The organism is Geodermatophilus sp. SYSU D00697 (genome assembly GCF_054050175.1).
In genome coordinates this window covers 91,341-110,411 of record NZ_JBJGYV010000018.1, presented here as the reverse complement: position 1 = coordinate 110,411, position 19,071 = coordinate 91,341, and the positions used below count along the sequence as shown (strand labels likewise).

The 19,071-nt window shown below is 75.7% G+C and carries 19 protein-coding genes; 7 read left to right on the top strand and 12 right to left on the bottom strand.

Going from position 1 to position 19,071, the window contains the following annotated elements; all coding sequences use genetic code 11:
- Positions 1 to 111: 111 nt before the first annotated feature.
- Positions 112 to 615 (bottom strand): metallophosphoesterase family protein, encoded by a 504-nt coding sequence (locus tag ACI79C_RS16600; RefSeq protein ID WP_456946768.1) that lies wholly within the window; start codon positions 613 to 615, stop codon positions 112 to 114.
- 83 nt (positions 616 to 698) lie between these two features.
- On the opposite strand from ACI79C_RS16600, the gene ACI79C_RS16595 reads away from it, so the two are divergent.
- Positions 699 to 2,246 (top strand): MFS transporter, encoded by a 1,548-nt coding sequence (locus tag ACI79C_RS16595; protein WP_456946767.1) that lies wholly within the window; start codon positions 699 to 701, stop codon positions 2,244 to 2,246.
- A 105-nt stretch (positions 2,247 to 2,351) separates the two neighbouring features.
- Here the strand turns inward: ACI79C_RS16595 and ACI79C_RS16590 are convergent, their stop codons facing one another.
- The 3 genes from ACI79C_RS16590 to ACI79C_RS16580 form a co-directional block, all read right to left on the bottom strand.
- Positions 2,352 to 3,311: a cytochrome c oxidase assembly protein gene (locus ACI79C_RS16590; RefSeq protein ID WP_456946766.1), complete on the bottom strand. Its 960-nt coding sequence runs from the start codon at positions 3,309 to 3,311 to the stop codon at positions 2,352 to 2,354.
- Positions 3,312 to 3,464: 153 nt separating this feature from the next.
- Complete coding sequence (locus ACI79C_RS16585) at positions 3,465 to 4,388, bottom strand: cation diffusion facilitator family transporter (protein ID WP_456946765.1); 924 nt, start codon at positions 4,386 to 4,388, stop codon at positions 3,465 to 3,467.
- 117 nt (positions 4,389 to 4,505) lie between these two features.
- The gene (locus ACI79C_RS16580; protein ID WP_456946764.1) at positions 4,506 to 5,576 is read right to left on the bottom strand and encodes a peptidoglycan DD-metalloendopeptidase family protein; all 1,071 of its coding nucleotides are present in this window, start codon (positions 5,574 to 5,576) and stop codon (positions 4,506 to 4,508) included.
- A gap of 290 nt (positions 5,577 to 5,866) precedes the next feature.
- On the opposite strand from ACI79C_RS16580, the gene ACI79C_RS16575 reads away from it, so the two are divergent.
- The 3 genes from ACI79C_RS16575 to ACI79C_RS16565 all read left to right on the top strand — a co-directional run bounded on the left by ACI79C_RS16575 (position 5,867) and on the right by ACI79C_RS16565 (position 9,391).
- The gene (locus tag ACI79C_RS16575) at positions 5,867 to 7,048 is read left to right on the top strand and encodes an alcohol dehydrogenase catalytic domain-containing protein (protein WP_456946763.1); all 1,182 of its coding nucleotides are present in this window, start codon (positions 5,867 to 5,869) and stop codon (positions 7,046 to 7,048) included.
- 183 nt (positions 7,049 to 7,231) lie between these two features.
- Complete coding sequence (locus ACI79C_RS16570) at positions 7,232 to 8,449, top strand: MFS transporter (protein ID WP_456946762.1); 1,218 nt, start codon at positions 7,232 to 7,234, stop codon at positions 8,447 to 8,449.
- 60 nt (positions 8,450 to 8,509) lie between these two features.
- Positions 8,510 to 9,391, top strand: coding sequence for an aldo/keto reductase family oxidoreductase (locus ACI79C_RS16565; RefSeq protein ID WP_456946761.1), 882 nt, complete (start codon positions 8,510 to 8,512; stop codon positions 9,389 to 9,391).
- A gap of 4 nt (positions 9,392 to 9,395) precedes the next feature.
- Here ACI79C_RS16565 and ACI79C_RS16560 read toward each other — a convergent pair whose 3' ends face one another.
- Positions 9,396 to 10,730, bottom strand: a complete 1,335-nt coding sequence (locus ACI79C_RS16560) for a D-arabinono-1,4-lactone oxidase (protein ID WP_456946760.1) — start codon at positions 10,728 to 10,730, stop codon at positions 9,396 to 9,398.
- A gap of 114 nt (positions 10,731 to 10,844) precedes the next feature.
- Here ACI79C_RS16560 and ACI79C_RS16555 point away from each other — a divergent pair, with 114 nt between their 5' ends.
- A complete protein-coding gene (locus ACI79C_RS16555) occupies positions 10,845 to 12,065 on the top strand; it encodes an amino acid deaminase/aldolase (protein WP_456946759.1) in 1,221 nt (406 codons plus the stop codon).
- Between the two features lie 33 nt (positions 12,066 to 12,098).
- On the opposite strand, the gene ACI79C_RS16550 is transcribed toward ACI79C_RS16555, so the two are convergent.
- From ACI79C_RS16550 to ACI79C_RS16540, 3 genes are read right to left on the bottom strand one after another with little or no spacing between them, the layout of a single operon-like run.
- On the bottom strand, positions 12,099 to 12,497 hold the full coding sequence (locus tag ACI79C_RS16550) for a hypothetical protein (protein WP_456946758.1): 399 nt from the start codon (positions 12,495 to 12,497) through the stop codon (positions 12,099 to 12,101).
- A 52-nt stretch (positions 12,498 to 12,549) separates the two neighbouring features.
- Positions 12,550 to 14,169 (bottom strand): ABC-F family ATP-binding cassette domain-containing protein, encoded by a 1,620-nt coding sequence (locus ACI79C_RS16545; RefSeq protein ID WP_456946757.1) that lies wholly within the window; start codon positions 14,167 to 14,169, stop codon positions 12,550 to 12,552.
- A gap of 59 nt (positions 14,170 to 14,228) precedes the next feature.
- Positions 14,229 to 14,423, bottom strand: a complete 195-nt coding sequence (locus ACI79C_RS16540) for a three-helix bundle dimerization domain-containing protein (protein ID WP_456946756.1) — start codon at positions 14,421 to 14,423, stop codon at positions 14,229 to 14,231.
- Between the two features lie 198 nt (positions 14,424 to 14,621).
- On the opposite strand from ACI79C_RS16540, the gene ACI79C_RS16535 reads away from it, so the two are divergent.
- Entirely contained in the window at positions 14,622 to 15,926 is a 1,305-nt protein-coding gene (locus tag ACI79C_RS16535) for a phosphoribosyltransferase family protein (protein WP_456946755.1), read from the top strand.
- A 7-nt stretch (positions 15,927 to 15,933) separates the two neighbouring features.
- Complete coding sequence (locus ACI79C_RS16530; protein WP_456946754.1) at positions 15,934 to 17,055, top strand: CapA family protein; 1,122 nt, start codon at positions 15,934 to 15,936, stop codon at positions 17,053 to 17,055.
- Here ACI79C_RS16530 and ACI79C_RS16525 read toward each other — a convergent pair.
- The 4 genes from ACI79C_RS16525 to ACI79C_RS16510 are packed head-to-tail and all read right to left on the bottom strand — an operon-like array spanning position 17,040 to position 18,952.
- A complete protein-coding gene (locus ACI79C_RS16525; protein WP_456946753.1) occupies positions 17,040 to 17,471 on the bottom strand; it encodes a DUF1801 domain-containing protein in 432 nt (143 codons plus the stop codon). The genes ACI79C_RS16530 and ACI79C_RS16525 overlap by 16 nt on opposite strands.
- Positions 17,472 to 17,481: 10 nt before the next feature.
- The gene (locus tag ACI79C_RS16520) at positions 17,482 to 17,607 is read right to left on the bottom strand and encodes a hypothetical protein (RefSeq protein WP_456946752.1); all 126 of its coding nucleotides are present in this window, start codon (positions 17,605 to 17,607) and stop codon (positions 17,482 to 17,484) included.
- A 31-nt stretch (positions 17,608 to 17,638) separates the two neighbouring features.
- On the bottom strand, positions 17,639 to 18,217 hold the full coding sequence (locus ACI79C_RS16515) for a class I SAM-dependent methyltransferase (protein WP_456946751.1): 579 nt from the start codon (positions 18,215 to 18,217) through the stop codon (positions 17,639 to 17,641).
- A 12-nt stretch (positions 18,218 to 18,229) separates the two neighbouring features.
- Positions 18,230 to 18,952, bottom strand: coding sequence for an SDR family NAD(P)-dependent oxidoreductase (locus ACI79C_RS16510; protein ID WP_456946750.1), 723 nt, complete (start codon positions 18,950 to 18,952; stop codon positions 18,230 to 18,232).
- Between the last annotated feature and the right edge of the window lie 119 nt (positions 18,953 to 19,071).

The window sequence follows — 19,071 nt, the reverse complement described above, 5'->3', positions numbered from 1 at the left end:
CCCGCCCCCCCCCCCCCCCCCCCCCCCCCCCCCCCCCCCCCCCCCCCCCCCCCCCCCCCCCCCCCCCCCCCCCCCGGGCCCCCCCCCCCCCCGCCCCCCCCCCCCCCCCCGTCACCGGGGGACCGGGTGGAAGGTCACGTCGTGCAGCGCGCCGTCGGCGGCGACCGCCGTCACGAAGGTGCCGTGCGGCTGGCGGCGGCGGTCGGTCGGCGACCCGGGGTTGAGCAGCCGCAGCCCGGTCGCGGCGGTGGTGTCCCACGGGATGTGGCTGTGCCCGAAGACCAGCAGCTCGGCGTCCGGGAAGCGGGCCGCGCAGCGGGCCTCGCGGCCCTTCCTGTCCCCCGTCTCGTGGACGACGGCCAGGCGGATCCCCTCGATCTCGGCGCGGGCCACCTCGGGCAGCCGCTCGCGCAGCGCACCGTGGTCGTTGTTCCCGTGGACGGCGACCAGGCGGCGGGCGCGCGCCTCGATCCGGTCGAGGAGCGTGACGTCCACCCAGTCGCCGGCGTGCACGACGACGTCGGCCGCGTCGATCGCGGCCCACAACGCATGAGGTAGGTCACGCGCGCGCTTGGGGACGTGCGTGTCCGAGGTGAACACCAGGGAGGACGGCACGTGTCCATGCTCGCAGGCGGCTAGGTTCCTCTGTCGTCCGGCGACCGGACACTCCCCCTGGACGACCTCGAGGACTCCCCCACATGACAGACCCCATGACCACGCGCGCCTCCGGCGCCGGCCACGTCGGCGAGGAGCCGTACCCGAGGCGGTGGCTGGCCCTCGGGGTCATCGCCATGACCGTCCTGCTGGTCATCCTGGACGCCACCATCGTCAACATCGCCCTGCCGGCGGTCTCCGCCGACCTGGGCGTCACCGCGGCGACACAGCAGTGGATCGTCACCGCCTACACCCTCACCTTCGGTGGCTTCCTGCTGCTGGGTGGGCGGATCGCCGACTTCTGGGGCCGCAAGCGCACCTACCTGGTCGGCGCCGGCGGCTTCGCCGTCGCCTCGGCGCTCGGCGGGGTGGCGCAGAACGAGGGCATGCTCTTCGCCGCGCGGGCGCTGCAGGGCGCCTTCGGGGCACTCCTCGCCCCCGCCTCCCTGGCGCTGCTCACGGTGCTGTTCACCGACGCCAAGGAGCGGGCGAAGGCCTTCGCCGTCTACGGCGCGATCGCCGGCGGCGGCTCGGCCGTCGGGCTGCTGCTCGGCGGCGTCCTCACCGAGTACGCCGACTGGCGCTGGTGCTTCTGGGTGAACCTGCCCGTCGCGATCGTCGCCGTCGTGGCCGCCATCCCGATCGTCCCGGAGAGCCGGGCGCCCGGGGACACGAAGTACGACATCCCCGGCGCCGTCCTGGTCACCGCCGGCATCGCCGCGGTCGTGTACGGCTTCACGCAGGTCGCCGAGAAGTCGCAGGAGAACGCGGCCGCCGGCATCCCCGAGAACGGCTGGACCGACCCGTCCGCCCTGGCGTTCATCGGCGTCGGCGTCCTGTTGGTCGTGGCGTTCGTCGTCGTGGAGCTGCGGGTGCGCAACCCGCTGCTGCCCATGCGGATCGTGCTGGACCGCAACCGCGGCGGCGCCTACCTGACCTCGACGCTGGTCGGTGCCGGGCTGATCGGCGCCTTCTTCTTCCTGAGCCTGTACTTCCAGCAGGTGCTGGGCTACCAGCCGGTGCACGCCGGGCTGGCCTCGCTGCCGACCACCCTCGGGGTGCTCATCTCGGCCGGCACGGCCAGCGCGATGGTCCCGAAGGTGGGGCCGAAGCCGCTGATGGTGCTCGGCGGCCTGCTCGCCGCCGGCGGCCTGTTCGTGCTGTCCTTCCTCACGGTGGACAGCAGCTTCTGGACCCACGCGTTCCCCGGTCAGCTGCTCCTGGGCCTGGGCCTCGGCTTCACCTTCGTGCCGCTGTCCAACCTGGCCCTCGTCGGGGCCGGCGCCCACGACGCGGGCGCCGCCAGCGCCATGTTGAACGCCACCCAGCAGGTCGGCGCCTCGATCGGCACCGCGCTGCTGGCGACGCTGTCGGTCGGCGCGATCACCGACCACGTGACCGGCGTGGCCACCTCCGGCGGGGACCCGCAGGACCCTGCGGTGGGCCTCCAGGCGCAGGTGGAGGGGTACACGACCGCCTTCACGTGGGCGGCCGCGCTGCTGGTGCTCGGGGCGCTGGCCTCCGCGGTGCTCATCAAGGCCACTCGGGCCGACCTGCCCGCCGAGGGCGACGCCGTCGTCCACGTGGGTTGAGGCCGTCCACGACCAGGTGACCTGATCCCGGCGCGTCCTCCCGCAGCGCACACCGTGCGGGAGGACGCGCCGCGGCACGGGAGGACGGCCGGGTCGCTGCTCCGGTCAGCCGTCCCGGGCCGCGAGCGCCTTGAGCCGCTCGTTGTAGGCCTGCAGCTCGGCGTCCTCGGTGCGCGCGGCGGCCCGGTCCAGGCGCCTGCCCTTGCGCTCCTCGGAGCTCATCCAGGAGAACAGCACGATCGCCATCACGAAGACCGTCGGCAGCTCGCCGAAGGACCACGCGATGCTGCCGGCGGTGCTCTGGTCGCTGAGCGGGTCGACGCCCCACCCGGCCGGCGGGTGCGCGAACGTCTGCACGACCAGCGAGCCGGCCATCATGACCGCGACGCCGAAGAAGGCGTGCAGCGGCATGGGGATGAGCAGTTCGAGCATCCGGCCGCCGTGGCCCGTCGTCCGCGGCCACGGGTCCTGGCTCAGGATCGGCCCGAAGAACAGCAGCCCGGTCACGGTGAAGTGGGCCAGCATGAACTGGTGCCCCACGGGGTTGCCCATCAGCGCGTCGAAGAGCGGCGTGAAGTAGACGCCGTAGAGGCTGCCGAGGAACAACGGCAGCGTGAACACCGGGTGGGAGACGAACCGGGCCACCCGGCTGTGCAGGGCGTCGAGCAGCAGCGCCCGCGGGACGCCGGCCACCCCCTTGCCGCGTGGCAGCGTGCGCAGCGCCAGGGTCACCGGGGCGCCCAGGAGCAGCAGCAGCGGCGAGATCATCGACAGGACCATGTGCTGGGCCATGTGCACGCTGAACAGCACCATGCTGTAGCCGTTGAGCCAGGTGCCGGTGACCGCGAACAGCGACAGGCAGCCGGCGATCCACGACGCGGTGCGCCACCACGGCCAGGCCACGCCCGAGCGGCGCAGGACCACCAGGGCGAGGAGGTAGCCGACCACCCCGAGCAGGCTGAGCACCGCGAGCACCGACCAGGCGTCCAGGTGCGGCAGGAACAACCGCCCCCAGGTCGGCGGCTCGGCGGGCACCCACATGCCCGAGTGCGAACCGTGGTCCACCGGTACCTCCTGCCCGTCTGTCGAACTGCGCCTCCACTGTCCCACCGGGCGGCGCCGCCCCGGGTCCCGCCCCGAGCCCGGTGACGTGCTGGGACGGGCATCCCCAGGGACCCGCGCCGAGCCGGCGAGGGGTGGGGAGGACGGGGTCCGTTCTCAGTCGTGGACCGGCGCCTCGTGCCCGGCGTGGGTCCGCGCCTCCAGCTGGAAGGTGCAGTGCGCGACGTCGAAGTGGCCGCCCAGGCACGCGCAGAGGGCGTCGAGCACCCGCCCCCCGTGCCCGGCCTCGAGCGCGTCGTCGGTCACGACGACGTGGGCGGAGAGGACCGGCAGCCCGGAGGTGATCGTCCAGGCATGCAGGTCGTGCACGTCGAGGACGCCGTCCACGCCGAGGATGTGTGCCCGGACCTGGTCCAGGTCGACGCCCCGGGGAGCGGCCTCGAGCAGGACGTCGACGGCCTCGCGCAGCAGCGCCCAGGCGCGGGGCAGCACGAGCGCGGCGATGACGAGGGACGCGACGGTGTCCGCGGGCGTCCAGCCGGTGGTGGCGACGACGACGGCGGCGACGATGACCGCGACCGAGCCGAGCGCGTCGCCCAGCACCTCGAGGTAGGCGCCACGGACGTTGAGCGAGTCCCGCCGGCCGCGGTGCAGCAGGGCCAGGCCGCCGAGGTTGACCGCGAGGCCGGCCGCGGCGACCGCGAGCATGACGCCCGAGCCGATCTCCGGGGCGTCGCCGAACCGGCGGACCGCCTCCACCACCACGTAGCCGGCGACCCCGACCAGGAGCAGGCCGTTGGCCACCGCGGCGAGGATCTCCACCCGCTGCCAGCCGAACGTCCGCCGTCCGCGCGCGGGCCGCTGGGCGAGGGAGACCGCGCCCAGGGCCAGCGCCACCCCGAGGGCGTCGGTGGCCATGTGCCCGGCGTCGGCGAGCAGCGCGAGCGACCCGGACACCACGGCGCCGACGACCTCGGCGACCATGACGGCGACGGTCAGGCCCAGGACGACGGCCAGCCGCCGGCGGTGCCGGGCCGACGGGGTGCCCGGGACGTGCCCGTGGTCGTGGCCGTGCCCCATGAGCCCATCCTCCCCGTGGTCCACCCCCCTGGAGTGTCCCGCAACGCACGGCGCCCTCCGCCCGGGACGAGCCGGGAGGAGGGCGCCGTGCGGCCCCGTTGCTGGGGGGGACCTCCCTCAGATCTGGACGCCGCGCTCCCGCAGCCACGGCAGCGGGTCGATCTTCTGCCCGTTGATGCCGCCCACGTGCACCTCGAAGTGCAGGTGCGGCCCGGTGGACTGCCCGCGGTTGCCGAGCAGCGCGATCGTGTCGCCGGCGCGGACCACCTGCCCGGGCGAGACCAGGATCTGCTCCATGTGCCCGTAGACGGTGACGTCGCCGTTCTCGTGCTGGATGTAGACCGCGTTGCCGTAGCCGCTCGCCGGGCCCGCCTCGAGGACGACGCCGTCCACGGCGGCGTACTCGGGGGTCAGCATGGGGGCGGCCAGGTCGATGCCCGCGTGGAGGGTGCCCCACCGGGCGCCGAAGGTGCTGGAGAGCCGGGCACCGGACACGGGGAGCACGGCCTTGGGCCGGGCGGCCTCCGCGGCGGCCTCGGCGGCGAGCCGGTCGGCCTCGGCCTGCGCCTGGGCGGCGGCGGCCTGTTCGGCCTCGCGCGCGGTGCGGCTGGCGGTCATCTCCTCCAGCCGGGCGGCGTCGGACTCGACCAGGGTGGCCTGCGACTGGGTGTCCAGGCCGAGCTCGGCGGCCACGCTCACCGACTCGCTGACCGCCTCGGCGGAGTCGGCCTGCGCCATCCGGTCGCCCGCCGAGAACAGCCCGAGGCCGGTGGCGCCGACCAGGGCGGCGGCCAGGTACATCGCGGGACGGCGGTGGCGGGCCGGGGGTGCCGTGCGGCCGCGCCGCCCCCGGGGAGCGGCGGGCGCCGCCGCGGCGTCGGCCGGGCGGGTGTCCTCGGCGCGGACCTCCGGGAGGTCGATGCCGGCGCGGGCGGTGGCCTCGGCCAGCCCGGTCAGGCCAGCCAGGTCGGTGACCTCGGCCAGCTCGCGCGCCGGCCGGTCCTCCCGCGTCGTGGCCGGGGTGTCCTCCGACGGCTGCGCATCCCCCGAGCGCGGCGTCGGAACGGTCTGGGTCGACGGCTCCGTCGCGGGCAGCCGTCGCGAGGACGGGGCCGCGGCCGGGGTCTCGGCGCCCGGTACGGGCGCCGACCGCTCGGCGAGGAGGCGGTCGAAGTGGAGCTGAGTCATGCACCTGGCTTCCGGAGGGGACGGGACGTCGTGCAGTGCTCGGGGGAGCGAGCGGGACCCATGTAAACACGTCGTTATCGATTCGTGATGTGGACATTGGGGTATTGACCTGCGGTTTCGTGATCTGCACCACAGGGTTCCAGCATTGTCATTGAACGCTGCGTCGAAATGACATGACCGTGCGTGCCTGACTCGCCGGGTGCGGCCCGATACAGGGGCGATCCAGCTCACGACAGGGCAGAAGGCCCCTGTCGCAGCCCCTTGACAGCCGACCTGAGGAGCAACCCCCCATGCGCGCAGTGACCTGGCACGGCCGTGCCGATGTCCGGGTGGAGACCGTCCCCGACCCGACCATCCAGGAGCCGACCGACGTCGTCGTCGAGGTGACCTCGAGCGGGATCTGCGGGTCCGACCTGCACCTGATCGAGGTGATGGCGCCGTTCATGACCGTGGGCGACGTGATGGGCCACGAACCGATGGGCGTGGTCCGCGAGGTCGGGGCGGAGGTGACGGCCGTCCGGCCCGGCGACCGCGTGGTGGTGCCGTTCAACATCTCCTGCGGCACGTGCTGGATGTGCTCGCAGGGGCTGCAGTCGCAGTGCGAGACCACCCAGAACCGCGACCAGGGCTTCGGGGCCTCGCTGTTCGGCTACACGAAGCTCTACGGGCAGGTCCCCGGCGGGCAGGCGGAGTACCTGCGCGTGCCGTTCGGCAACACGCTGCCGATCACGGTCCCCGAGGGTCTCCCCGACGACCGCTTCGTGTACCTCTCCGACGTCCTGCCCACCGCCTGGCAGGCGGTCCAGTACGCGGCGGTCCCGCCCGGCGGGACGCTGCTGGTCCTCGGCCTGGGCCCGATCGGCGACATGTGCACGCGGATCGCCCACCACCTGGGCATCGAGAAGGTGTTCGCGTCCGACATCGTCCCCGAGCGGGTCCAGCGGGCCGCCGCACGCGGCACGGAGGTCATCCGCTCGACGCGGAAGGACGACGTCGTCAGCGCGATCCAGGACGCCACGGCCGGCCGCGGCGCGGACGCGGTCATCGACGCCGTGGGCATGGAGGCGCACGGCTCCCCGCTGGCGAGCATCGCGCAGAAGGCCACGGCGATCGTCCCGGACGCGATCATGGAGCGGGTCATGCAGGTGGCCGGGGTCGACCGGCTGGCCGCGCTGAACACCGCCATCGACGCGGTGCGCCGCGGCGGGACCATCTCGCTGTCGGGCGTCTACGGCGGCGCGACCGACCCGCTGCCGCTCATGCGCATGTTCGACAAGCAGATCCAGCTGCGCATGGGCCAGGCCAACGTGTGGCGCTGGGTGCCCGACATCCTGCCGATCCTCACCGAGGGCGACCCGCTCGGTGTCGACGACTTCGCCACGCACCACGTGCCGCTCGAGCAGGCGCCGGAGGCCTACGCCAACTTCCGTGAGAAGAAGGACGGCGCGGTGAAGGTGCTGCTCAAGCCCTGAGTCGGACAGCGGGACCTCCCGGGGGACCGGGAGGTCCCGCGTGTGAGGAGACCCACCCGGGGTTACGGGCATGCCCTGACCGGGCAGTGCCTTGGCCTGAGAGAGGGTCGGACACCGACCCCGGCAGGACGACGCAGTCCACGCCACACCCGTACTCGCCGTCGTCCCCCAGGAGTCCGCCCCGTGCCCCGTGGCCTGCTCGCCCTCGCCATCGGCGCCTTCGGCATCGGCACCACCGAGTTCGTCGTGATGGGCATGCTGCCCGACATCGCCGCCGGGCTCGGGGTGTCGGTGTCCGCCGTCGGCATGCTCATCTCCGCCTACGCGATCGGCGTGGTCGTCGGCGCCCCCACGCTGACCGCGCTCGGGGTGCGCTTCTCCCCCCGCCAGACGCTGGTCGGCCTGATGGTGGTGTTCGTCGTCGGCAACGCACTCTCCGCGCTGGCGCCGACCTACGAGACGCTGGCCGCGGCCCGCGTGCTCACCGCGCTGGCCCACGGCTCGTTCTTCGGCGTGGGTGCGGTCGCCGCGCGCCGGCTGGTCAGTCCCGACCGCGCCACGCAGGCCATCTCGCTGATGATGGTCGGCCTGACGCTGGCCAACGTCATCGGTGTCCCGCTCGGCACGTTCGTGGCCCAGCAGACCAGCTGGCGGGTCGTCCTGGGCGCCATCGCGGTCATCGGCCTGGTCACCATCGCCTGCCTGCTCGCGTGGATCCCCCGCGGCATGAACGAGCCCGGGGACCTGCGCAGCGAGCTCGCCGCCTTCCGGCGCGGCCAGGTGTGGCTCGTGCTCGGGCTGACGATGGTCGGCTTCGCCGCGCTGTTCGCCGTCTACAGCTACGTCAGCCCGATCCTCACCGAGCTCGGCGGCATCCCGGTCGAGTGGGTGACGCCGGTCCTGGCGCTGTTCGGCATCGGGACGACCGTGGGCACCCTGGTCGGGGGCCGCTTCGGGGACCGGTACGGCTTCTCCTTCGTCGCCGTCGGCCTGGTGGGCACGGCGGTGGTCCTGGCCGCGTTCGCCTTCCTGGCCCGGACGCCGGTCGCCGCGGTGGTGCTCCTGGTGCTGTTCGGCGCCATCGCCTTCTCCCTGGGGCCGGTCGTGCAGAACGGCGTCATCGTGGCCGCCCGGGTGCCCGGCGGCAGCCTGGTGTCGGCGGCCAACCAGGGCGCGTTCAACGTGGCCAACGCCGTGGGCGCGGCGCTGGGCGCGCTGGTCCTCTCGCTGGGGATGGGCTACACCGCGCCGATGTGGGTCGGTGCCGTCGTGGCCCTGGTGGGTGCCGCCATCGCCGTCCTGGCCCGGCCGATCGGGCGGCGGGAGGCGGCCCCGGTCGCCGCCGCCCCGCAGGCCGTTGCTCCGCAGGTCGGTGCCGAGGTCCACCGCGCGGCGGCGTGACCCGGTGGCGGTGGCCTCCGCCACCGCCTGAGCCGGCGCCGGCCGGGGTAGGGCGGGGTCATGACGACGATCACCGCGGAGCGCTCCGGACTGTTCCCCCTCGGCGACCGGTCGGTGCACCGGCTGGGCTACGGCGCGATGCAGCTCGCCGGCCCGCACGTCATGGGGCCGCCGGCCGACCGCGACGCCGCCGTCGCCGTCCTGCGCCGCGCCATCGAGCTCGGCGTGGACCACATCGACACCAGCGACTACTACGGGCCGCACGTCACCAACGAGATCATCCGCGAGGCGCTGCACCCCTACCCCGAGGACCTGGTCATCGTCACCAAGGTCGGCGCGCGCCGGACGCCGGACGGCGCCTGGCCCGAGGCTCTCTCCCCCGCTGAGCTCCGCTCCGCGGTCGAGGACAACCTGCGCAACCTCGGCGTGGACGCCATGGACCTGGTGGACCTGCGGATGCCGGGGTTCGCCGAGCCGGTGGAGCGGTCGCTGGCCGAGCCGTTCGAGGCGCTGGCGGCGATGCAGCAGGAGGGGCTGGTCAAGCACCTCGGGGTCAGCAACGTGACTCCCCAGCAGCTGGCCGAGGCCCGGGCGATCGCCCCGGTCGTCAGCGTGCAGAACCACTACAACCTCGTGCACCGGCACGACGACCCGATGATCGACGCGCTCGCCCGCGAGGGCATCGCCTACGTGCCCTACTTCCCGCTCGGCGGGTTCACGCCGCTGCAGTCGGCCGCCCTCGAGACGGTGGCCCGCCGGCTGGAGGCCTCCCCCATGCAGGTGGCGCTCGCCTGGTTGCTGGCCCGCAGCCCGAACCTGCTGCTCATCCCCGGCACCTCGTCGGTGGCCCACCTGGAGGAGAACCTCATGGCGTCCGCGCTCGTGCTCGGCCCGCGGGAGCTGGAGGAGCTCGACCGGATCGGGGGCACGCCCGCGGCGTGAGGGGTCACCGGCCGGGCGCCGGGCCGAGCAGCCGGTCGAGGTGGGCGTTGGCCAGCACGCCGGTGGGGTCGAGCTCGTCGCGGACGGCGAGGAACTCGTCGAACCGGGGATAGCGCTGCCGCAGCGCGTCGGCGTCGAGTCCGTGCAGCTTGCCCCAGTGCGGCCGGCCACCGACCGCGCCGGCGATCGACTCCAGCGCGCCGAACCAGGGACCGGGGTCGGTGGCGGCCGGCACGTGGGCGGCGATGTAGGCGGTGTCGCGGCCGGAGGCGGTCGACAGCGGGATGTCGTCGGCCGCCGCCAGCCGGACCTCGACGGGGAAGGCGGTGCGCCAGTCGCCGGCCTCGTGCACCCGCCGCAGCTCGGCCAGCACCGTCGGGGCCTCACCGCGCGGGACGGCGTACTCCATCTCGAGGAAGCGCACCCGCCGGCGGCTGACGAAGACGCGGTGGGAGTGGTCGGTCCAGCTTCGGGCGCCCAGCGCGCGGGCGGAGACGCGGGCCAACGGCGGCACCAGCGCCGGGACGCGCCGTCCGGCCGCGACCACCCCGGCGAAGGCGGCGTTGGCGAGCACCTCGTCGTTCCAGACCGCCCGCCACCGCGGCAGCGGGTCGAGCCCCCGGGCGAGGGGGACGCGGGTGTTGCACTTGACCAGCGTCGCGTCGGTGTGCGGGAACCAGTAGAACTCGACGTGGTCGGTACAGGTCATGAGCTCCTCGAAGCCCCGGAGTGCGGTGGTCAGCCGCCCGGGACCCTCCACCGCGTGCAGGGCGAAGGCCGGCTCGGCCTGCAGGGTCACCGCGGTCACCACGCCCAGCGCGCCCAGGCCCACGCGCGCGGCGGCGAACACCTCGGGGTGGCTGTCGGCGTCGCAGTGCAGCCGCTTCCCCGACGGGGTCACCAGGTCGAGGGCCCGGACCTGGGTGGCCAGCCCGCCGAAGCGGGCACCGGTGCCGTGCGTGCCGGTGGCGAGCGCACCCGCGACGGTCTGCCGGTCGATGTCGCCGAGGTTGATCAGCGCCCAGCCGGTGCGCGACAGCTCCGCGTTGAGCCGGTACAGCGGCGTCCCGGCGCCGACGGTGACCAGGCCGTCACCGGTCACCGAGACGCCGCACAGCTCGTCGAGGACCAGCTGGACGTCCTCCGGCCGCCCGATGGGCGAGAAGGAGTGGCTGCTTCCGATGGGCCGCACGCGCCGGCCGTCGTCGGCCGCGGCGGTGAGGACGGCGGCGACCTCGTCCGGTGAGGAGGGGTGCACGACCACCACCTCGGCCCGGTGGTTGCCCGCCCAGTTGCGCCACCGTCGCACGTCCACGGGGCCCGCCGGTCCGTCCGCCACGCCGACCTCCTCGTCCGCGATCGGTCCCGGGCACAATGCACGGGCGGGAGAGTGCAGGTCAACGGCCTGTCCGGGGGGTTGACCCTCCGCTGTCGGGCGGCCACGCTCGCCGGGGTGACCGCCGTCCTCCAGCCTCCGGCCGAGGCGGCCCGCGACCGGCTGGACCGGGCCACCGCCGACCTCGACCCGCCCCTGGCCGTGGTCGACCTCGATGCGCTGGACGCCAACGCCGCCGACCTGGTGGTGCGCGCGGGCGGGCGGCCGATCCGGGTGGCGAGCAAGTCGGTGCGCAGCCGCGCGGTGCTGCGCCGGGTGCTGGCGCGGCCGGGCTTCGCCGGCGTGCTGGCCTACTCCCTCGCCGAGGCGCTGTGGCTGGCCGGCGGGGACGACCCGGTCGCCGACGACGTCGTCGTGGCCTACCCGTCGGTGGACCGGTGCGCGCTGCGGCAGCTGCTCACCGACGAGACGGCGGCGGCGCGGGTGACGCTCATGGTGGACTCCCCCGACCACCTCGACCTGGTCGACTCGGTCCTCCCGCCCGAGGGCCGGCCGGTCGTGCGGACGTGTCTCGACGTCGACGCCTCGCTGCGGGTCGGCCGGCTGCACGTGGGGGTGCGCCGCTCACCGGTGCACGCGCCGGCGCGGGCCGCCGACCTCGCGCGGGCCGTGGTGGGCCGGCCGGGGTTCCGCCTGGTCGGGCTCATGGCCTACGAGGCGCAGATCGCCGGCGTCCCCGACGCGCCCCCGGGCCACCGGACGCGGGGCCTGGCCGTGCGCGGGGTGCAGGCGCTGTCGGCCCGCGAGCTGGCCGGTCGGCGGGCCGCCGCGGTGGCCGCGGTGCGGGCGGTCGCGCCGCTGGAGTTCGTCAACGGCGGCGGCACCGGCAGCCTGGAGCGGACCGCGGCCGATCCGTCCGTGACCGAGCTGGCTGCCGGCTCCGGGCTCTACTGCCCCACGCTGTTCGACGGGTACCGCGCCTTCTCCCCGCGCCCGGCCGCGTTCTTCGCGCTCCCCGTCACGCGGGTGCCGGCGCCGGACACCGTGACCGTCGCGGGAGGCGGCTGGATCGCCTCGGGCCCGCCGGGGGCGGACCGGCTGCCTCGGCCGGTGTACCCGTCCCGGCTGCGGCTGCTGGGCACCGAGGGCGCCGGCGAGGTGCAGACGCCGCTGCGCGGGCCGGGCGCCTCCCGCCTGCGGGTCGGGGACCGGGTGTGGTTCCGGCACGCCAAGGCCGGGGAGCTGTGCGAGCGCGTCGACGTCCTGCACACGCTGGCCGGCGACGCGCTCGCCGGCGCCGTCCCCACCTACCGCGGCGAGGGCCAGGCGTTCGGCTGACCCCGGCGGTCCGCCGGTCAGGCGGTGCCGACGTCAGTCGGCCTCGGAGCCGGCGAGCGCCCGGGCTGCCGCGGCGTCGGTCTCGTCGAACCCGATCGCGCCCACGGTCCCGTGCTGCGCCGCCTGCCCGTCGATCCACCGGCGGTGCGCCTCCCACGCCGACTGCCGGGTGGTGCCCAGGGCGTGCCCGATCTCGGCCCAGGAGGCGCCCGCCGCCCGCGCCGTCCGCACGGTCAGCTGCCGCCCCTGGCCCGCCCGACGGGCGATCACCTCTCCCAGCGCCAGCAGCTCCAGCGCCTCGGCGCGGTCCAGCGGGCGCGGACCGCCGGGGTCGTCGGGGTCGGTGAGCGAGTCGCGCGTGCGCAGCTCCTCGTACCGGCGGACGGCGGTCAGCAGCGTGTGCTCGCGTTCGAGCGTGTCCACGTCGACCATGTTCCCCAGCGTCCGTCAGGCCAGCCTGACTGTCAAGGCGCCCTGACATGCCTCAGCGGGCCCGCGCGACCCGCCCCTCGTCGAACACCGGCTCGGCCGACTCGTACACCCGGCCGTCGGCGCCGAAGACGAGGAACCGGTCGAACGAGCGGGCGAACCAGCGGTCGTGGGTGACGGCGAGCACCGTCCCGTCGAACGCGGCCAGCGCCTCCTCCAGGGCCTCCGCGGAGAGCACGTCGAGGTTGTCGGTCGGCTCGTCGAGCAGCAGCAGGGTCGCGCCGGAGAGCTCCAGCAGCAGCACCTGGAAACGTGCCTGCTGCCCGCCGGAGAGGGTCCGGAAGAGCTGGTCGCCCTGGGCGGTCAGGCCGTAGCGACGCAGCGCGGCCATCGCCCGCCCGCGGTCGACCCCCGGCCGTCCGGGCTCGCCGTGCCAGAGCAGGTCGACCAGGGTGCGCTCCAGCCACTCGGGGTGGGCGTGGGTCTGCGCGAAGAAGCCCGGGACCACGCGGGCGCCCAGCCGCCACGAGCCGGTGTGCGCGACGTCCTGCCCGGCCAGCAGCCGCAGGAAGTGCGACTTGCCCGCGCCGTTCGCCCCGAGGACGCCGACCCGGTCGCCGTACCAGACCTCGAGGTCGAACGGCTGCATGAGGCCGCTGAGCTCCAACTGCTCGGCCACCACCGCCCGGACGCCGGTGCGCCCGCCGCGCAGCCGCATCGCCACCCGCTGCTCGGGCGGGCGGTCCGGCGGCGGACCCTCGGCCTCGAACCGGGCCAGCCGGGTCTGCATGGCGCGGTAGCGGGAGGCCATGTCCGGCGAGTTGGCCGCCTGCTGCTGGAGGGTGCGCACGAGCTCGACCAGCCGCTGGTGCTCCTCGTCCCAGCGCCGGCGCAGCTCGGCCAGCCGGTCGTGCCGCGCCGTCCGGGCGTCGGCGTAGGAGGCGAAGCCACCGCCGTGCACCCACGCGGTCCCGCCCTCGACGGTGACCACCCGGTCGGCGACGCGGGACAGCAGCTCGCGGTCGTGGCTGACGAACAGCACCGTCTTCCGGGTCTCGAGCAGCCGCTGCTCCAGCCAGCGCTTCCCCGGGACGTCGAGGTAGTTGTCCGGCTCGTCGAGCAGGAGCACCTCGTCGGGACCGCGGAGCAGCGCCTCCAGGGCCAGCCGCTTCTGCTCCCCGCCCGACAGCGTCGACAGCTCGCGGTACTTGCAGCGGTCGTAGGGGACGCCGAGCGCGGCCACGGTGACCGTGTCCCAGGTGACCTCGGCGTCGTAGCCGCCGGCGTCCCCCCACTGTCCCAGCGCGTCGGCGTAGGCCAGCTGGGCGGCGTCGTCGTCGGTCTCCATGAGGGCCAGCTCGGCTGCCTCGACGGCGTCCCACGCGGCGCGGACGGCGGGCGGGGAGAGCTCGACGAGGAACCGCTGCACCGTCGTGTCGTCGCGCACCGAGCCGATGAACTGCCGCATCACGCCGAGCCCGCCGCTGCGGGCCACCGCCCCGGCCTCGGGCACGAGGTCGCCGGCGACGATCCGCAGCAGCGTCGTCTTGCCCGCGCCGTTCTCCCCGACCAGCGCCGCCCGGGCGCCCTCACCGATCCGGAACGACACGTCGCCGAGCAGCACCCGCCCATCCGGCAGGGTGTGCCGCACCCCGGTCACGTCGACGTAGCCCACCGGGACATCGTCCGGGTGGCCGCAACCGGGTTACCCGGGCCCCTGCAGCGGGGCCTCCCTCACGCCACCGACTGCAGCCGCTCCCGCGCCAGGCGCTCGACCAGCTCCGGCAACGCCGTGGCCGGCACCCCGCTGAGGTCCCGGCGGCAGCTGCGCACCACGGTGCCGATGACCTGCGGCCGGAGCCGGGCGCGGAACTCGTCGGCGAGCCGGGCGACGGCCTGGTCGACGGCAGGGTCGTCGGTCAGCGTCATGCGGGGAGCCCCCTCGTGCGGGCGTGCCGGGGATGGCACCGGTGGCGCCGTGGGCGCCCGGTCGGTCGGTCCCGTACACCGTTGCTGGCCCTCCGCGCTCCCACCAGGGACCTAGGTCCCCGGCAGCCCCGGCTGCGGTGACCAACGTCCCCTGTCGGCGACCGCCGCCGGCGCGGAGCATCGGGGCGGGAGGTGCCCGTGCCGTTCCTCGACCGCCGGGACGCCGGACGGCGGCTGGCCCGGCTGCTGGCCCCGTTGCGCGGCAGCGACGTGGTCGTCCTCGGCCTGCCCCGCGGCGGGGTGCCGGTCGCCGCCGAGGTCGCCCGGGCCCTGGGCGCGCCGTTGGACGTCGTCGTGGTGCGGAAGCTGGGCGTCCCGGTCCAGCCGGAGCTGGCCATGGGCGCCGTGGGCGAGGGCGACGTCACGGTGGTCGACGCGCGGGTCCTCGCCCTGACCGGCGTCGGCCCGGCCGACCTCGCGCGGGTGGAGGAGCGGGAGCGGGCCGAGGTCGACCGGCGGGCCCGCGCCTTCCGCGGCGGCCGGCCGCCGGTGCCGCTCGCCGGCCGCACGGCGGTCGTGGTCGACGACGGGATCGCGACCGGGTCCACCGCGCGGGCGGCCTGCGCTGTGGTGCGGGCGCAGGGGGCCGCCCGCGTCGTCCTCGCCGCCCCGGTGTGCGCCCGCGACGGCGCCCGGGCGCTGGAGGCCGAGGTGGACGAGCTGGTGTGCCTGGAGACGCCGCGGCGGTTCGCCGCGGTGGGGCAGTTCTACGACGACTTCGGTCCCACCGAGGACGCCGAGGTGGTGGAGCTGCTCACCGCCTGCGCGCACCCGGCGACCGCCACCCGGTCCGCCGTCGACGAGGAGGTCGCGGTGCCGGCGGGTCCGGCGGAACTGGCGGGCTCCCTGAGCGTGCCGCCGGACGCCCGCGGGCTGGTCGTGTTCGTCCACGGCAGCGGCAGCAGCCGGCACAGCCCGCGCAACCGGTACGTGGCCGGGGTCCTGCACGAGGCCGGGCTCGGGACCCTGCTGTTCGACCTGCTCACCCCGGCGGAGGAGGCCGACCGCGCCACCGTCTTCGACATCCCGCTGCTGGCTGCCCGCCTGGGCGAGGTCCTCGCGTGGGTGCGCAGGTCCCCGGCGGTCGGCGGGCTGCCGATCGGCTGCTTCGGCGCCAGCACCGGCGCGGCCGCGGCGCTGGTGGCCGCCGCCGACGACGACGGGGTGGCCGCAGTGGTGTCCCGCGGCGGCCGGCCGGACCTGGCCGGGCCGCGGCTGGCCGACGTCCGCGCGCCGACCCTGCTCGTCGTGGGCGGCGCCGACGAGCAGGTGCTCGAGCTCAACCGGCAGGCGGCGACCCGGTTGCGGTGCGAGCACCGGCTGGCCGTCGTCCCGGGCGCCACCCACCTGTTCGAGGAGCCGGGGACCCTGCAGGCGGCGGCGGAGCTGGCCCGCGACTGGTTCCTCGCCCACCTGGCCCGTGCACCCGGGCACAGCGGCTGAGGGCGCCGTGACCGACCGGTCGGTGACGCTGTTCCTCGGCGGCGACGTGATGCTCGGCCGCGGCGTCGACCAGGTGCTGCCCTCCCCCGCCGGCCCGGAGCTGCGCGAGCGGACGGTCCGGGACGCCCGCACCTACGTCCGCCTGGCCGAGGAGGCACACGGGCCGATCCCCCGCCCGATGCCCCCCGCCGCGCCGTGGGGCGACCTGCTCGCCGTCCTCGACGCGGCGGCACCGGACGTCCGCATCGTGAACCTCGAGACCAGCGTGACCGCCGACGGGGACCCCGCGCCGGGCAAGCCGGTCTGCTACCGCATGCACCCGGGGAACCTGCCGTGCCTGGCGGCGGTGCGGCCGGACGTCTGCGTGCTGGCGAACAACCACGTGCTCGACTTCGGCCCCCGCGGCCTGGCCGACACCCTGGGGGCGCTCGCCGCGGCCGGGCTGCGCGTGGCCGGGGCGGGGGCGGACGAGGACGCCGCGTGGACACCGGCCGTCGTCCCGCTGCCCGGCGGTCGCCGGCTGGTGGTCACCGCCTTCGGGACGCCGTCCAGCGGCATCCCGGCGGAGTGGGCCGCGACCGGACGGCGGGCCGGCGTGGCCCGGCTCGACCGTCTCACCGACGCCACGGCCGACCGCGTCCTCGCCCGGGTGGCGGAGGTGCGGCGCCCGGGCGACGTCGTGGTGGCCTCGGTGCACTGGGGGTCGAACTGGGGCTGGCCGGTGCCGCCGGAGCAGGTGCCCTTCGCCGCCCGGTTGGTCGACGGCGGGGTGGACGTGGTGCACGGCCACTCCTCGCACCACCCGCGCCCGGTCGAGCTGCACCGCGGCCGGCTGGTGCTGCACGGGTGCGGTGACCTCGTCGACGACTACGAGGGCATCGGCGGCCACGAGTTCCACCGCCCGGACCTGCGGGTCGGCTGGCTGGCGACACTCGACCCGGACGGCGGCCTGGTCGAGCTGCGGGGAACGGTCCTGCGGGCCCGGCGGATGCGGCTGGAGCGCGCGCCCGCGGCCGACGCGGCGTACCTGGCCGAGCGGCTCAGCGACGCCGGCGGCCGGTGTGCGCTGCGGCTGCGCCCGACCCCGGCGGGCGAGCTGGTGGGCCGGCCCGGTCAGGCGGCGGAGTAGGCGTTGCGGCCGGCCGCGGTCGCCGCGACGGCGTCCTGGAGCAGGGTGCGCAGCTCGGCCTGGTCCACCTTCCCGAGCGCGGTGAACCGGATGCAGCTCTTGCCGCAGGAGACCTTCCCCAGCCGCTCGGCCCTCGCCTCGGGCAGGTACTCCCCGTCGACGACGGCACAGACGTAGAGCGACAGGTGCCGCTTCTGGGCGGCCAGCGCGATCAGCGGCCAGGAGGTGGTCTCCCTCGCCGACCTCGCCCGGTAGGGCATGAGGCCGTAACCCAGCATCGTGCCGGTGCCGACCGGGACCAGCTGCCGGTCGATCCCCGGCGCGGCCGCCATCACGAGCGCGTCGGCCCGGCGCAGCTCCTCCTCGCGCGGGCCGGCCGCAGCGAACCACTGCTCGATCTCGTCGGACCCGGTCACCGGCGTCTCCTCAGCCCAGGGCGAGCGACAGCACCGTCGCCGCCGCCGCCAGCACCAGGGCCAGCACGACCACCGCCGCGACCAGCCGCCGTCGCCGCTCGGCTCGGGGGCCGCCGGCACCGCCCATCCCCATCACGAGCGGCACCGTACCGCCGGAGAGCGACCGGTCAGCCCCTCCGCCGTCCCCACAGCAGGGTGTCCAGCGCGGTGCCGTCCGCGGTCTCCCGGCGGACCTGCTCGAGCCGGTCGACGTCGAGCAGCTCGGCGACCGGCGCCAGCCGCTCGACGCTGGACAGGATCGCCGGGTCCTGCGGCCCGCCGACGCCGTGCGCCACGTTGTCCACGTCGTGGCCGAGGACGAGCAGCCGACCCCCGGGCCGCAGCCAGCCGACCGCCCGGCGCAGCAGCGCGGTGGTGTCGCGCTCCGGCAGGTGCAGGTAGGCGACCAGCACCAGGTCCAGCGCGTCGCCGGCAGGCGCCCAGGTCAGGACGTCGGCGGTGACCCAGGTGACCCGCTCGGCGCCGGGGCGCGCCCGGCCGCGGGCCAGCCCGGCCGCGGAGAAGTCGACGGCGGTCACCCGCCAGCCGCGCCCGGCCAGCCACAGTGCGTGCCGCCCCTCGCCCGCGGCCAGGTCGACCGCGGCTCCGGCCGGCACGTCCCCGAGCAGCTCGGCCACCAGCGCGTTGGGCCCGGGCGACCACTGCTGCTGCTCGGCGTAGCGCGCGTCCCAGTCCGATGCCTGCACACCGGGAGTCTGTCAGTGCAGGAGCATGCCGCCCGCGACGTTGAGCGCGTCCCCGGTGAGGTAGTCGGCGTCGCTGGAGGCCAGGAACAGCGCGGCGCGGGCGACGTCCTGCGGCTCGCCGAGGCGGCCGAGCGGCGAGAGCGCCGACCAGCCGGCGACGTGCGGGCGGCTGAGCGCCGCGGCTTCGGCCGGCTCGACGACGTAGCCCGGGCACAGGCAGTTGACCGTGATGCCGTGGGGGCCGAGCTCGTGCGCGGCGGCGCGGGTCAGGGCCATGACCGCCGCCTTCGACGCCGCGTAGTGCGCCTGCCCGCCGCCGGCGGTGCCGCCGGCACTGGCCACGTTGACGATCTTGCCGGCGCAGTCGTCCCCGGGGGCGCGGAAGCCGACCATGGCGCAGGCCGCGGCCTGGATCGCGATGAGCATCGACTGCGTGGGCATCGCGAAGGCCTCGCCCAGTTCCGCGGGGTCCATCTCGAGCAGCGGCGCGAACCGCTGCACCCCGGCGTCGTTGACCAGGACGTCGATCCCGCCCAGGCCGGCGATGGCCTTCTCCATCGCCTCCCGGGTGTCGGTGACGTCGGAGAGGTCGACCGGGTAGGACCGCCCGCGGACCTCCTCGGCCAGGCGGGCGGCCTCCTCGGCACGCGGGTCGAGCACCGCGACCGTGGCCCCCTCCGCGGCGAACGCGCGGACGATCGCGGCACCGATGTCCCGGGCGCCGCCGGTGACCACGACCCGTCGTCCGAGCAGCCGCATCACCGGGCCGCCCGGCCGGGACGGGAGGAGTCCGCGCCCGGGGACGGGCGTGCGGGGGCCAGGAGGAAGTGGATCATGGGGAGGTCTTCCGTCGG